The sequence below is a fragment of the Aeromonas sp. R3-1 genome, from assembly GCF_040908345.1.
GTDB classification, from domain to species: Bacteria; Pseudomonadota; Gammaproteobacteria; order Enterobacterales; family Aeromonadaceae; genus Aeromonas; species Aeromonas veronii.
This window is the reverse complement of record NZ_JBFODN010000287.1, coordinates 1-14,577: the sequence shown is the minus strand read 5'-3', so window position 1 is coordinate 14,577 and position 14,577 is coordinate 1. Positions and strand designations below refer to the sequence as shown.

Sequence of the window (14,577 nt, the reverse complement as noted above, 5' to 3'; positions counted from 1 at the left end):
GAGGCCGGGAGGGAAACCGCACTGTGTGGGGGCTGTCATGGTCTTGACGGCCCGGCTCGATTATCATGGGGCCCTTGGCGCTTTGAGCCTGGGCCCTGTTTTTATTGGTAAAGCAGGGGACCGAGCCTTAATAAGGGACCCCTATGATCTCTCATCGAAAACTCGAAACCGTACTGAACCATCTGCTCGAACCGCACGCCATCAAGGATTACTGCCCCAACGGCTTGCAAGTGGAGGGGCGCGAGCGCATTCGCAAGGTGGTGACCGGTGTCACCGCCAGTCAGGCGCTCATCGACGCGGCGGTGGCTGCCGAAGCCGATGCCATTCTGGTCCATCACGGCTACTTCTGGAGCGGTGAACCGGCCCAGATCACCGGCATGAAGCAGCGTCGGCTCAAGACCCTGCTGACCCACGATATCAACCTGTTTGCCTACCATTTGCCGCTGGATGTCCATCCCGAGGTGGGTAACAACGCCCAGCTAGCCAAGCTGCTCGACATCAAGGTACGCCGCGGTCTGGAGCCGTGGAACAGCAAGAGCGTCGCCATGGTGGGCAAGCTGGAAGAGCCGATGAGCGGCGCCGACTTTGCCAAATTGATTGCCGAGCGCCTTGGCCGTGAACCACTCTATTGTGGCGATACAGGCCCCGAGCTTATCCGTTCCGTGGCCTGGTGCACCGGTGGCGGTCAGAGCTACATCAATCTGGCGGCGGAGCAGGGCATCGATGCCTTTATCTCCGGCGAAGCCTCAGAGCAGACCATTCACACCGCCCGCGAGATGGGGATGCACTTCTACGCCGCTGGCCATCACGCCACCGAGCGTTACGGCGTCAAGGCGCTGGGGGAGTGGCTGGCGACTGTGCATGGGCTGGATGTGACCTTTATCGATATCGACAATCCGGTCTAAACCTGTCCACGATCTGGCTACGAAACCGTGATCAAGGCTCATGTGCTGCTCGCTTATGTATACAGCAAAGAGTGCTCACGTATGTCCATACGCTCCGGTTCCTGGGCAGCTTGTAACCTTGTTGACGGTTTCTCGCTGCAGGTCGTGAACAGGTTTAAGCCTGTGCCTGTGGTGGGAAAATTCAGGAAATAAAAAGGAGGCCATCAGCCTCCTTTTTCACATTTCGACAAGACGTCTGCTTACTCGCAGGCGTAACCCGCGGGGCCCAGCAGGGCGCCATCCAGTTGCACGGCGCCATCTATCATCTGCAGCCTGCCTTCGCAGAACCAGCGCACCACCAGCGGGTAGATGCTGTGCTCCTGCGCCTGCACCCGTGCTGCTACCTCGTCCGCAGTGTCCCCTTCAAAGATGGGTACGCGGGCCTGCAGGATCACCGGGCCCCCGTCCAGCTCTTCGGTGACGAAGTGGACGCTGGCGCCATGCTCGCGTTCCCCATCGTCGATAGCGCGCTGGTGGGTGTGCAGTCCCTGATACTTGGGCAGCAGGGAGGGGTGGATATTGATCATCCGCCCGGCGAAATGGCGCACCAGATCGCCGCTCAATATCCGCATAAACCCGGCCAGTACCACCAGATCCGGCTGATAATCTGCCATCAGCGCCAGCAGGGCGGCGTCGTACTCCTCCCGGCTGGCAAACTGCTGCTGGGCCAGAATGGAGGTCGCCACTCCTGCTTCTTTGGCGCGAACCAGACCATAGGCATCGGCCTTGTTGCTGATAACGCCGACCACTTCACCGGCAATCTTGTCGCTGGCGCAGTGGTCGAGGATCGCCTGCAGGTTGCTGCCGCTGCCGGAGATTAGGACAAGGATCCGCATCATTTGATGACGACCTGCTCCTCACCGTCTGCTGCCTTGGCGATATGACCGATGTGCCATGCGTTCTCGCCTTCTGCCTTGAGCAGGGTCAGCGCCTTCTCCAGCTGGTTGGCGGGCAGGGCGATGATCATGCCGACGCCGCAGTTGAAGGTGCGATACATCTCGTGACGGGTGACGTTGCCAGCCTGCTGCAGCCAGCTGAACACCGCCGGCCACTGCCAGCTCTGCTCGTCGATCACCGCTTGAGTATTGGCAGGCAATACGCGGGGGATGTTCTCCCAGAAGCCACCGCCGGTGATGTGGGAGAGGGCGTGGATCTCGCACTCCTTGATGAGCTTGAGCACAGGTTTCACATAGATGCGGGTCGGCTCCAGCAGGGCGTTGGCCAGGGTGGTGTCACCCAGCGGCTGATGCACGTCGGCTTTGGAGACTTCCAGAATTTTACGGATCAGGGAGAAGCCGTTGGAGTGAGGGCCGCTGGCAGCCAGCGCGATCAGAGCATCCCCTTCACCGACCTTGCTGCCGTCGATGATTTCGCTCTTCTCCACCACACCGACGCAGAAACCGGCGATGTCGTAGTCTTCCCCTTCATACATACCCGGCATCTCGGCGGTCTCGCCGCCCACCAGGGCACAGCCGGATTGCTCGCAACCTGCACCGATCCCGGTGACTACCGCGGCTGCGGTGTCCACGTCCAGCTTGCCGGTTGCATAGTAGTCGAGGAAGAACAGCGGCTCGGCGCCCTGTACGATCAGGTCATTGACGCACATGGCCACCAGATCGATGCCCACGGTGTCGTGCTTCTTCAGGTCGATGGCCAGCCGCAGCTTGGTGCCCACACCATCGGTACCGGAGACCAGTACCGGCTCCTTGTAGCCCGCAGGGATTTGACACAAGGCCCCAAAGCCGCCAAGACCACCAAGGACTTCAGGACGACGAGTGCGCTTTGACACGCCCTTGATACGTTCAACCAGTGCATTGCCGGCATCGATATCTACGCCAGCATCCTTGTAGCTCAGTGAGGTTTTGTCAGTCACGAGTATTCCCCGTCATGTAAAGAAGTGGAGGGTAAAATTCGGGGCGTATTCTAACAGTGGCGGTGAAAAACCAGAAAGGAAATCGTTTGCGCGTTTTTGCGCGGAAATGCTCTACAAGCGGTGGCTTTTGTTGTATGATTCCGCGATTTTTTTGCGGCAGGTTAGAGGAGATAATAATGAAAGTCGTTGAAGTCAAACACCCCCTGGTCAAACACAAGATCGGTCTGATGCGTGAAGGCGATATCAGCACCAAGCGTTTCCGTGAACTGGCCAAAGAAGTGGGCAGTTTGTTGACCTATGAAGCGACCTCTGACTTCGAAACCGAGAAGGTTATCATCGATGGCTGGAATGGGCCAGTAGAAGTTGACCAGATCAAAGGCAAGAAGGTAACCGTCGTACCCATCCTGCGTGCCGGCCTTGGCATGATGGATGGCGTGCTGGAGCACATGCCGAGCGCCCGCGTCAGCGTGGTCGGTATCTACCGTGATGAAGAGACCCTGCAACCGGTTCCCTATTTCGAAAAGATCGTCAGCAACATCGAAGAGCGTCTGGCGCTGGTCATCGATCCGATGCTGGCCACCGGTGGTTCCATGATCGCCACTATCGATCTGCTGAAGAAGAAAGGCTGCCAATCCATCAAGGTGCTGGTACTGGTTGCCGCGCCGGAAGGGATCAAGGCGCTGGAAGCCGCTCACCCTGACGTAGAGCTCTATTGCGCTTCTGTCGACCAGGGGCTGAACGAGAAAGGCTACATCGTGCCGGGTCTGGGCGATGCAGGCGACAAGATCTTCGGTACCAAATAAGTTAATGCCTTGACCCGCCTCCCATGTGGAAGGGGTGATCGGAGCCGGCGCATCGCCGGCTCTGCTGTTTGTGGCCGCTTGTGCCAGCCTTGCCGCAGGATGCGCCTTGCCGCTACCATAAGCACACTCTCCCATTTCGAGACTCTGTTCATGTTCAAACGTGTTGTGACCGCCCTCTGCTGCGGCTTGTCATTCATGGCCTCGGCCGCTCAGGTGACCGACCTCTATCAGGGCAAGGCCCCGACCAGTGGTGACATGGTGGCCGCTCAGGGGCAGGCACTGGGTCAGGTGCTGATCAAGGTGACCGGCAAGCGTGACATCCTCACCCAGCCGGTGGTGGTCAAGGCGCTGGCGGCCCCGGGCGACTATGTCAAAAGCTATGGTTATCAGGATCAGGACTCCGTCAAGTATCTGAAAGCCGAGTTCAAGAGTGACAAGGTCAACAGCCTGGTTTCCGAGAGCCAGTTTGCCCTGCTTGGCCCGGCTCGTCCCCAAATGGCCATCTGGCTGGTGGTGGATCAGGGTGAGCGTCGCTTGCTGGCGGATCAATCCAGCGATGGTTGGGCGCAAGCCTTGCGCGAGCAGGCCCAGATGCTGGGGCTGCCCATCAGCATTCCGCTGATGGATCTCGATGACAACATGGAGGTCAGTGCCACCGACGTCTGGGGACGCTTTGCCGACCCGATTTTGCAGGCAAGCCAGCGCTATGGCGCCGAGATGGTGGTGCTGGGCAAGCTGACACCGGAAGGTGACAAGTGGAGCATCGATTGGGGACTCTACGGCCCCAAAGCGGCCGGTGAAGTGACCGAGCTGACCCGTGGCAATAGCACCGGCACTCAGGCCGAAGTGGCGCAAGGGTTTGCTGATAACCTGGCGGCCTGGCTGGTGAAAAACTACGGTGCCCGCATTTCTGGTCCGGCAACCAGCCAGACCCTGGTGGTGGATGGTCTCTCCGAAGTCGACAGCATGATCGCCGTGCAGAAGATGCTGCAGGGGATGGCCAACGTCAGCAAGGTGGCGATCAGCAAGCTGGAGGGGGACCAGGTCACCTTCCACTTTACCCTGCAAGGGGATCAAGCCGAACTGGTGCGGGCACTGCAGCTCGAGAGTCGTTTGCGCAAGGTTGACGATAATGGCAGCGGTTTGCGTTACCAATGGTCGCAGCCCTGATTTTATAAGGCTTTTGTAGACCGCCCGGCTTGTCCGNGGGCGGTTCTCTATCTGCCTTTGCGATGATACACTTAGCCACAAATGTCACAGTCAAAGCCCAACGAGTGAAGCAACCGGCCCAACTGTCTTTAGCCGTACAACTACCGGATGATGAAACCTTCGTCAGTTTTTATCCCGGCAACAATGCTCATCTGATCACCGCCCTCAAAAACGCGGCCATCGGTCAGGGATCGCCTTTCCTCTATTTCTGGGGGGCCAAAGGATCCGGACGCTCTCATCTGCTCCACGCCACCTGTGCCGAGGTCAACGCCCGCGATGCGGCGGCGGCCTATCTCTCCCTCGATCAGTTTGAACAGCTTGATCCCAGCATGCTCGATGCCCTCGAAAGCCTGCCGCTGGTCTGTCTCGACAGCCTTGAGGCGATCGCCGGCAATGCCGTGTGGGAGCGGGCGCTGTTCGATTTCTACAATCGCTGGCAGGAGAAGGGCGAGGGGACGCTGGTGGTCACCGGCTGCAGCGCACCGCGCAAACTGGGGCTGCAGTTGCCGGATCTCGCTTCGCGCCTCGACTGGGGGGTGAGTTTCCATCTCGAAGAGCTGGATGATGAAGGCAAGCTCAGTGCCCTGCAGCTGCGTGCCGAGCTGCGGGGCTTCAAATTGCCCATCGATGTGGGCCGCTTCCTGCTCAACCGACTCTCCCGCGATATGCGAACCCTGCTTACCACTCTCAATCAGCTCGATAACGCCTCATTTCGCGCCAAGCGCAAGCTGACCATTCCCTTTGTCAAAGAGATCCTCGAGCTCTGAGAACCTGACCACGTTCTTACTGCGAGGCCGTGAGCAAGGCTCATGTGCTGCTCTTCACCTTGCTGACGACCTCTCGTCACAGACCGTGAAGAGGTTCTATAGCTTTGTTCCTTCTCCCTTCGGGAGAAGGGCCTTTCAAAAAGAAACCCCGGCTTCAGGCCGGGGTTTTGCTATTTCAAGGCAGCTCTCTTATTAGTGGAACTGATCTTCTTCGGTGGAGCCGGTCAGTGCGGTCACCGAGGATTGGCCACCCTGAATGACGGTGGTCACCTTGTCGAAGTAACCGGTACCAACCTCCTGCTGGTGTGCCACGAAGGTGTAGCCACGGCTGGCGGCGGCAAATTCCGGCTCCTGCACCATCTCGACGTAGTGCTTCATCCCTTCGCCACGGGCGTACTGGTAGGCCAGCTCGTACATGTGGAACCACATGTTGTGGATACCCGCGAGGGTGATGAACTGGTACTTGTAGCCCATGTCGGAGAGCGCCTGCTGGAAGCGGGCGATGGTGGCATCGTCCAGATTTTTCTTCCAGTTGAAGCTCGGGGAGCAGTTGTAGGCCAGGATGCGATCCGGGAACTTAGCCTTGATTGCTTCGGCAAATTTACGCGCTTCGTCCAGATCCGGCTTGGCGGTTTCACACCACACCATGTCAGCGTAGGGGGCGTAAGCCAGACCGCGAGCGATGGCCTGATCGATACCGGCACGCACCTTGTAGAACCCTTCGGCAGTGCGCTCGCCAGTCAGGAAGTCTGCATCGTACGGGTCGGCGTCGGTGGTCAGCAGGTCAGCGGCGTTGGCGTCGGTACGGGCGATCACCAGGGTGGTGGTGCCGCACACATCGGCTGCCAGACGGGCGGCAACCAGCTTCTGCACCGCTTCCTGAGTCGGTACCAGCACCTTGCCGCCCATATGACCGCACTTCTTGACGGAAGCGAGCTGATCCTCGAAGTGCACGCCGGCGGCGCCCGCTTCAATCATCCCCTTCATCAGTTCGAAGGCGTTCAGCACGCCGCCGAAACCGGCTTCCGCATCCGCCACGATGGGCAGGAAGTAGTCGATAAAGCCCTCATCCTGCGGTCCTACCTTGTTGGCCCACTGGATCTGGTCGGCACGGGCAAAGGAGTTGTTGATGCGCTCCACCACGGACGGTACGGAGTTGGCCGGGTAGAGGGACTGATCCGGATACATGGTGGAGGACAAGTTGTTGTCCGCCGCCACCTGCCAGCCGGAGAGGTAGATCGCCTCGATCCCCGCCTTGGCCTGCTGCACCGCCTGACCGCCGGTCAGGGCGCCGAGGCAGTTGACGTAGCCTTTCTTGGCGTCGCCGTGGATCAGACCCCACAGCTTGTCGGCTCCACGCTGGGCCAGGGTGTGCACTGGCTGCAAGCTGCCGCGCAGGTTTACCACATCTTCGGCGCTGTAGCCGCGCTTGATCCCTTTCCAGCGGGGGTTTTCCGCCCAGTCTTTCTCGATAGCCTGGATCTGTTGCTCACGGGTCAGTGCCATATCAGTTCCCTCTTTCATTGATTTCACGTTTCCATTGACTTGTTATTGGCGAGCCCCGCTGGGGGCCCGTGATTCAGAGCCGCTCGTAACCGGGCAGCGTCAGAAAATCGATCAGGGTGTCGGCGCAGGTGATCTCTTCCATCAGCTCGCTTGCCTCGGCAAAGCGTCCTGCCTGCCAGCGTGCGGCGCCCACCTCGGCTTTGACTACCTCCAGCTCCTCGGCCAGCATCTGGCGGAACAGCTCCTTTTTCACCACCTTGCCATTCGACAGACTCTTGCCGTGGCGGATCCACTGCCAGATGGAGGTGCGGGAGATCTCGGCGGTGGCGGCATCTTCCATCAGACCGTAGATGGGGACGCAGCCGTTGCCGTTGATCCAAGCCTCCAGATATTGCAGGGCAACCCGGATATTGGTGCGCATCCCTGCCTCGGTGCGCTCGCCCTCACAGGGTGCCAGCAGGTCGGCGGCGGTGATGGGGGCATCCTGCTCGCGCAGCACGCCGATCTGGTTCTTGGCGCCAGCCGCAATGGTGGCGTTGAACACCGCCATGGCGGTGTCGGCAAGGCCAGGGTGGGCGACCCAGGTACCGTCGTGGCCGTTGTTGGCTTCGCGCTCCTTGTCGGCCTTGACCTTGGCGAAGACCTGCTTGTTGACGGCCGCGTCTTTGGCCGGAATAAAGGCGGCCATGCCACCCATCGCCAGCGCACCGCGCTTGTGACAGGTCTTGATCAGCAGCCGCGAGTAGGCGGAGAGGAACGGCTTGTCCATGGTCACCACCTGACGATCAGGCAGTACCCGATCCGGATGGTTCTTCAAGGTTTTGATATAGCTGAAGATGTAGTCCCAGCGGCCGCAGTTCAGCGCAACGATGTGATCTTTCATCTGATAGAGCAGCTCATCCATCTCGAACACGGCCGGCAGGGTTTCAATCAGCACGGTGGCCTTGATGGTGCCGCGGGGCAGGCCGAACTTGTCCTCGGTCCAGGCGAACACCTCGCTCCACCAGCGCCCTTCCAGATGGCTCTGCAGCTTGGGGACGTAGAAGTAGGGGCCCGAGCCTTTGGCCAGCAGCGCCTGATAGTTGTGCAGGAAGTAGAGGGCAAAATCGAACAGGCCACCGGGGATGGGCTCGCCATCGAAGGTGACATGTTTTTCCGGCAGGTGGAGACCGCGTACCCGGCAGATGAGGACGGCCGGATTGGGGGTCAGGGTATAAGCCTTTCCTTCCGGGCTGGTGTAAGAGATGGTGCCGTTGACCGCATCGCGCAGGTTGATTTGGCCCTCGATCACCTTATTCCAGGCGGGAGCCAGTGAGTCCTCGAAGTCCGCCATGAACACCTTGACGTTGGCGTTGAGGGCGTTGATCACCATCTTGCGCTCGACCGGGCCGGTGATCTCCACACGGCGGTCTTGCAGGTCGGCAGGAATGCCGCGAATGGTCCAGTCACCTTCACGGATGTGGGCGGTTTCAGGCAGGAAGTCCGGCAGCTCGCCTCCATCGATACGGGCCTGGCGTGCCACACGTTGTTTCAGCAATTCCCCTCTTTGGGGAGCAAAACGTTCCACCAGTTCGGAGACCAGTGCCACCGCGTCCGGCGTCAGAATTTGCGCGTATTCGGGCAGCATTTCGCCCTGGATGCGAAGGCGGGCGCTGCAGTGGGTCTGAGCCGGTGCCGACATAAGGTTCACTCCTTTGAGAATTACATTTTGAACTTACTAACTACGACTAAAGTCGAATCCCTGTTCCTGAAACGTTCCCGCAACAACGGGATAACACGATTGATAAGGTGCGAAATATTGTTGATTACGTCAACAGTTTTTTTTAAACGCCTGTTTTTTCGATATGGTTAAGTTGATGTTTTTTATTGCTTTATTTGGTTGGTATAAAAACTCTACGCAGATGGTTATGCTCCTGCTTTTTCCCATCGGACAACGGCTAATTTGGGTCGTTACCCTGCGCCTCGTTCTGTAACTTATTACGTAATAAAATTACAAATGCAAAAACAAATCCCGACCTAACTCCAGGCTTTGCCAAAACAGCCGTATCAAGTGCGTTTGAATGTGGCAATGAATGTTTTGCTATTGCTAGACCTAGTTAGTGAACGTGCGTTTTAAACTTGGCGTGGTGATGCAGGCTCTGTTGGCACCAGCGGTTGCAACGATGGAAAGTGAAGCGCAATAACGTAGGTTTGTATCAATTGTCGGGGGGGATGCTGGGGAGGGAAGAGGGAGACGCATCAGTCAATAATACTGCCATCCTTGATAGAATTAGCAGTTTGTCGTTTTTTGCAGATTTCTCGCCAAGGGTGTGAAACTGAGTGTGTTGAACAGGCGATGCCCCAGTGATTGAGCGGCCATCTGGCCGGGCTCAATAGTCATCATCCGGTTCGGCCAGATCGATCACATCCAGCTGGATGACCTGTTCATTTTCGCTTTCGGTGTGGCAAGGGGTGTCGTGAGGAACGGAATAAAGCGTAATGGCGGGTGCGAAATCGGTGTTCTGGTTCATGCCTGGTCCTGTGTTGCACGCAAGCCGGACAGTGATCCCTTCACTCGTGTTTCCACCTCCCTGTGTTGTCTACCGGCGGAAAGTTGCGCATCTTAATGAGTTCGGCAAAAAGATTCAAGTGGTTCTGAGTGTTTTTTGTTCTTGGTGGACTGGCGTTGTCAGGAGGATAAATCGGAGGCAAAAAAATAGCCCAGTCGTTTGACTGGGCTATTCTCGGGGAAAATGGTCGGTGTGAGAGGATTCGAACCTCCGACCCTCTACACCCCATGCAGATGCGCTACCTGGCTGCGCTACACACCGACGGAGTCAGACTCGGCTGACGGGGAGGAAGTCTAATAGCATGGCCAAACGGGTGCAACTCCTTTTTTATCATAGAGATGCCGATTGCTTCTTTATTGCTCAGTCGGGATGCGGCTTGGGTCTGACGTGCAGATTTGGCATAATCGCCGCCCTGTCACCGCGAGCTATCATGCCTGCTATCTATGGATTCATCTGACAGGTATGGATAGCTGGAATGTAAACAGCACAATTGAACAATATAAAGAGGGGATGGGCGTGAAACCATCAGAGGTCCCAGAGACATCGAGTCAAACCGCGCAGGACGAACAGTGGATGCGCCATGCCATGGCATTGGCCGCCCGGGCCGAAGGGATTGGCGAGATCCCGGTCGGTGCCGTACTGGTGCTGGATGGTCAGGTGGTGGGCGAGGGGTGGAACCGCTCCATCAGCGAGCACGATGCCTGTGCCCATGCCGAGGTGATGGCAATCCGGGCGGCGGGCAAGCAGCTGGCGAACTACCGCCTGCTCGACACCACTCTTTATGTGACGCTGGAGCCCTGCTGCATGTGTGCCGGAGCGCTGATCCATAGTCGGGTCAAGCGGGTGGTTTACGGCGCCCGAGATCTCAAGACCGGTGCCGCGGGGTCGGTGTTCGAGATCTTGCAGGACCCGCGCCACAACCACAGTGTCGAGCTGACCGGCGGTGTGCTGGCCGATGCCTGCTCGGCCCAGTTGTCGGCCTTCTTCAAGCGCCGTCGCGCCGAGAAAAAGGCGGCCAAACTGGCGCTGCAACAATCAAACGATACCCTTTCCTGAATCATTCGGGGGCAGCGCAGGCTGCCCTTGCTGATTATCAGCATAAATATCCCTTTATAAACAATATATTACGCTCGCCCGCCTTCGAAGGGATCCCCGCCCATTTTTCCGCTAACAACGTCTGTTAAAGCGTCCTCGATGTAACAAAACTGTCATGCAACCGCCATATAATGCCGCGAAGCCTAGCTTACATTGAGGTCTTGCATGTCATCGGAATCGTTAAACCTGGTCATGGCGGGCAGTAGAAAACGCCGGATCAAGGATAAATTGGCCAAATATGGCGTCACCACAGGCGGAGCCCTGGTACTGGTGGCGCTGCTGCTTATCTTCTTTTATCTGCTCTATGTGGTGAAACCCATCTTCAATGGCGCCTCCATGGAGCCGACCGCCTCGTTTACCCTGCCTGCCGCAGGGAAGACCGCCTGGCTCGGCGTGGAAGAGCAGAACGAGATCGGCTATCGCTTCAGCGATAAAGGGCAGGTCAACTTCTTTGCGGTGCAGGGAGATGACAAGATCAAGGTCGGCCAGTCACTGGGTCAGGCCCAGGTTGCTGGTGACATCACCACGGTAGCGACCCCGGCACCGGGCCAGCGGCTGATCGCTTACGGCTTTGCCGATGGCAAGGCGCAGGTCGTCCAGCCAGCGTTCAAGGTCTCCTATCCCAACGATGTGCGGGTGATTGAACCCAGCCTGCAATATCCCTTCGGCGAAGAGCCGGTGGTGATCGACCCGCAAGGGAAGGCGCTGCAACTGATGGTGTTTGAAGCCACCAAGGACAAGATGGCGACCGCTGCCGTAACCGAAGATGGTCGTGGCGTGATGACGGTGATGAGCGGTGAGGAGAACTTCATCTCCGGGGAGATTGAGTGGAGCAGTGAAAACTACACGATTCCCTCTTTGCCGCGCCATGTGGATCAGATGTTGCTGACCCCCAATCTGCGGATCCTCTTTGTACGTCAGGGAAATCGTCTCTCCGTCTATGACATTCATAACCTGAGCGAGATCTCCTTGCGCAACGTGCTGGAGATCAATGCCACCAACGCCAACGTGACCCGGGTCGAGCTGCTGGCAGGCGCTTCTTCGTTGCTGGTGGGTAATGACAACGGCGTCATCTCCCAGTGGTTTGAAGTGGCAAAGGATGGCAAACGTCAGTTCACCCAGATCCGTGATTTCAAGGGTGATGGCGCCGTGGATCTGTTGACTCCCGAGCACTTTCGCAAAGGCTTCATCAGTGCCGACAAGGACGGCATCATCAGCTTCTTCCACGCCACCGGCGAGACCAAGCTGCTGACCGAGACGGTGGAAGGGGGTGAACTCTCTGCCCTGGCCATCTCCCCCCGTCACAACCTGTTGCTGATGCAGCAAGGGAACAGCTTCAAGCTCTTCTCGGTGGAGAACGAGCACCCCGAAGTGACCTGGTCTGCCCTCTGGCAACAGGTGTGGTACGAAGGGTATCCGGAGCCCCAGTATGTGTGGCAATCCACCTCCGCCAGCAACGACTTTGAAGCCAAGCTGAGTTTGGTGCCGCTGGTATTCGGTACGCTGAAAGCCTCTTTCTACGCCATGGTGTTTGCTGTACCGCTCGGCGTGGCTGGTGCCATCTATACCGCCTACTTCATGTCGGCGGGGCTGCGTAAATACGTCAAGCCGACGGTCGAGATCATGGCGGCGCTGCCGACCGTTATCCTGGGCTTCCTGGCGGGTCTGTGGCTGGCGCCGATCATCGAGGGTGCCTTGCCCGGGGTGATCCTGCTGCTGATATTGCTGCCGATGGGGATGCTGCTGACTGCATTGCTCTGGAACTATCTGCCGGAGCGCGGCAAGTCCTGGCTGCCGGAGGGGTGGCACGCCATCCTGCTGATCCCGGTGCTGCTGCTGATTGGCTGGGGTGCCTTCGCCCTGAGCCCGCTCATCGAGAATGCCTTTATGCACGGCGATTCGCGCATCTGGCTGACTCACGAAATGGGCATCAAGTTTGACCAGCGCAACTCGCTGGTGGTCGGTATCGCCATGGGCTTTGCGGTCATCCCCACCATCTTCTCTATCGCTGAAGATGCGGTCTTCTCGGTGCCCAAGCACCTGACCCAGGGCTCGCTGGCACTGGGGGCCACCCCGTGGCAGACCCTGAGCCGGGTGGTGATCCTCACCGCGAGCCCAGGCATCTTCTCTGCGGTGATGATGGGTCTTGGCCGCGCCGTGGGCGAGACCATGATCGTGCTGATGGCTACCGGCAACACCCCCATCATGGACTTTTCCATGTTCCAGGGGCTGCGCACCCTCGCCGCCAACATCGCGGTGGAGATGCCGGAATCGGAAGTGGGCAGCTCCCACTATCGGGTACTGTTCCTCGCGGCCTTCGTCCTGTTTGTGTTCACCTTTTTGTTCAACACCCTGGCCGAATTTGTCCGTCAGCGGTTGCGTGAAAAATACAGCTCGATGTAAGGGGCGACTCTTTAATGGACAAGGAATCGACAATGGGTAAGTGGTTTAAATCAGGGGCCCCCTGGATCTGGATGACCGGCGGTGCCGTCAGCCTGAGTCTGGTGGCGGTACTGGGTCTGCTGCTGCTGATCGGCTGGCGTGGTCTGGTCTACTTCTGGCCGCACCCCATCTATGAGTGGCAGTTGGAAGACGCCAGCGGCAACAAGAGCGTTCTGATCGGCGAGATCAACGATCGCGAGCAGGTACCGGTAGAGCGACTGCGCGCCGCAGGTCTGGCGCTGGAAGGGGAAGAGCGCGAGCTGCTGACCCGCTATCTGGTCAAGACCGGCAACCGCGAGTTCGTTGACCTCGATTTTCGCTGGGTGCTGGAGACGGACATCAAGTCCCAGAGCCAGCCAGCCGAGCTGGCCATGGTTGAGCGTGCCACCAACGGCAACTTCTATGGCTATATCGTCGGGGTGAAAGAGGATGGCCGCGAGCTCACCTCTGATCTGCATCCTGCCCTGCAGCGGGTGCTGGCGCGAGCCAATGCCCTCTCCGAACAGGCCAACGATCTGCAAAAAGGGGACATCGGCAGCATCAACTATCAACTGGAGCGGCTGCGTCTGAAAGAGCGCAAGGCCGAGCTGGATGACAAGCTGACCGATCAGCTCAAAGCCGAACTGGCCAGCGAGCGTCAGGCCCTCAACGATCGCTATCAGGTGCTGGAAAAAGAGCTCTTCTCCCTGCGCAGTCAGGCCGACCGCGACGCCATCACCGTCAAGGATATGCGTGGCGAGCTGGTGACCATGCCGATGTCCAAGGTACTGGACGTGGTATGGCCCAACGACATGAGCCTGCTGGCCAAGGTGGGTCACTGGTTCCACCAGATCGGCAAGTTCGTCTCTGACGATCCCCGTGAAGCCAACACCGAGGGTGGGGTGTTCCCGGCCATCTTCGGCACCGTGTTCATGGTGTTCCTGATGGCGATCATCGTGACCCCATTGGGGGTGGTGGCAGCGGTTTATCTGCACGAGTATGCGGGCAAGAACAGTCTGACCAAGATCATCCGCATTGCTGTGATCAACCTGGCGGGCGTGCCCTCCATCGTCTACGGCGTGTTTGGTCTGGGCTTCTTCGTCTACACACTCGGCGGTTCGTTAGACCAGCTGTTCTACCCGGAAGCGCTGCCGAGCCCGACCTTTGGCTCACCCGGCGTGATCTGGTCGGCGCTGACCCTGGCCATCCTGACCCTGCCGGTGGTGATTGTCTCCACTGAAGAGGGGCTGGCGCGGATCCCGAGCACCATCCGTCAGGGCTCGCTGGCACTGGGCGCGACCCAGGCCGAGACCCTGTGGCGCATCGTGCTGCCGATGGCGAGCCCGGCCATCATGACCGGCCTTATTCTGGCGATTGCCCGTGCAGCCGGTGAAGTGGCGCCACTGATGC

General features: G+C 58.6%; 12 protein-coding genes and 1 tRNA gene. 7 read left to right on the top strand and 6 right to left on the bottom strand.

What is annotated here, in order from left to right:
• Positions 1-143 precede the first annotated feature (143 nt).
• A complete protein-coding gene (locus AB5Y85_RS20515; RefSeq protein WP_021231048.1) occupies positions 144-905 on the top strand; it encodes a Nif3-like dinuclear metal center hexameric protein in 762 nt (253 codons plus the stop codon).
• A gap of 239 nt (positions 906-1,144) precedes the next feature.
• Here the strand turns inward: AB5Y85_RS20515 and purN are convergent, their stop codons facing one another.
• Both purN and purM read right to left on the bottom strand, forming a co-directional pair.
• The gene (gene purN, locus AB5Y85_RS20510; RefSeq protein ID WP_257687755.1) at positions 1,145-1,783 is read right to left on the bottom strand and encodes a phosphoribosylglycinamide formyltransferase; all 639 of its coding nucleotides are present in this window, start codon (positions 1,781-1,783) and stop codon (positions 1,145-1,147) included.
• Positions 1,780-2,817, bottom strand: coding sequence for a phosphoribosylformylglycinamidine cyclo-ligase (purM, locus tag AB5Y85_RS20505; protein WP_021231046.1), 1,038 nt, complete (start codon positions 2,815-2,817; stop codon positions 1,780-1,782). Before purM ends, purN begins: the two co-directional genes overlap by 4 nt.
• 176 nt (positions 2,818-2,993) lie before the next feature.
• On the opposite strand from purM, the gene upp reads away from it, so the two are divergent.
• The 3 genes from upp (at position 2,994) to hda (ending at position 5,596) form a co-directional block, all read left to right on the top strand.
• Positions 2,994-3,620, top strand: coding sequence for a uracil phosphoribosyltransferase (gene upp / locus AB5Y85_RS20500; RefSeq protein WP_005334115.1), 627 nt, complete (start codon positions 2,994-2,996; stop codon positions 3,618-3,620).
• Between the two features lie 150 nt (positions 3,621-3,770).
• Positions 3,771-4,790 carry a DUF2066 domain-containing protein gene (locus AB5Y85_RS20495; protein ID WP_257687754.1) on the top strand — a complete coding sequence of 340 codons (1,020 nt, stop codon included), beginning with the start codon at positions 3,771-3,773 and terminating at the stop codon, positions 4,788-4,790.
• Positions 4,791-4,894: 104 nt separating this feature from the next.
• Positions 4,895-5,596: a DnaA inactivator Hda gene (gene hda, locus AB5Y85_RS20490; protein WP_013723920.1), complete on the top strand. Its 702-nt coding sequence runs from the start codon at positions 4,895-4,897 to the stop codon at positions 5,594-5,596.
• Between the two features lie 192 nt (positions 5,597-5,788).
• On the opposite strand, the gene aceA is transcribed toward hda, so the two are convergent.
• From aceA to AB5Y85_RS20470, 4 genes are all read right to left on the bottom strand, one after another.
• Positions 5,789-7,102 (bottom strand): isocitrate lyase, encoded by a 1,314-nt coding sequence (aceA, locus tag AB5Y85_RS20485; RefSeq protein WP_088869417.1) that lies wholly within the window; start codon positions 7,100-7,102, stop codon positions 5,789-5,791.
• A gap of 73 nt (positions 7,103-7,175) precedes the next feature.
• Complete coding sequence (gene aceB, locus AB5Y85_RS20480) at positions 7,176-8,783, bottom strand: malate synthase A (protein ID WP_257687753.1); 1,608 nt, start codon at positions 8,781-8,783, stop codon at positions 7,176-7,178.
• Between the two features lie 688 nt (positions 8,784-9,471).
• Entirely contained in the window at positions 9,472-9,612 is a 141-nt protein-coding gene (locus tag AB5Y85_RS20475; RefSeq protein ID WP_005334106.1) for a hypothetical protein, read from the bottom strand.
• A 223-nt stretch (positions 9,613-9,835) separates the two neighbouring features.
• Positions 9,836-9,912: transfer RNA gene (locus AB5Y85_RS20470), tRNA-Pro, on the bottom strand.
• A gap of 201 nt (positions 9,913-10,113) precedes the next feature.
• Here AB5Y85_RS20470 and tadA point away from each other — a divergent pair.
• The 3 genes from tadA to pstA all read left to right on the top strand — a co-directional run.
• A complete protein-coding gene (tadA, locus tag AB5Y85_RS20465; RefSeq protein ID WP_307772321.1) occupies positions 10,114-10,707 on the top strand; it encodes a tRNA adenosine(34) deaminase TadA in 594 nt (197 codons plus the stop codon).
• A 204-nt stretch (positions 10,708-10,911) separates the two neighbouring features.
• Complete coding sequence (locus AB5Y85_RS20460) at positions 10,912-13,149, top strand: ABC transporter permease subunit (protein ID WP_257687751.1); 2,238 nt, start codon at positions 10,912-10,914, stop codon at positions 13,147-13,149.
• A 32-nt stretch (positions 13,150-13,181) separates the two neighbouring features.
• Positions 13,182-14,577 (top strand): phosphate ABC transporter permease PstA (pstA, locus tag AB5Y85_RS20455; RefSeq protein WP_368222068.1); only part of this gene is annotated, 1,396 nt, incomplete at its 3' end.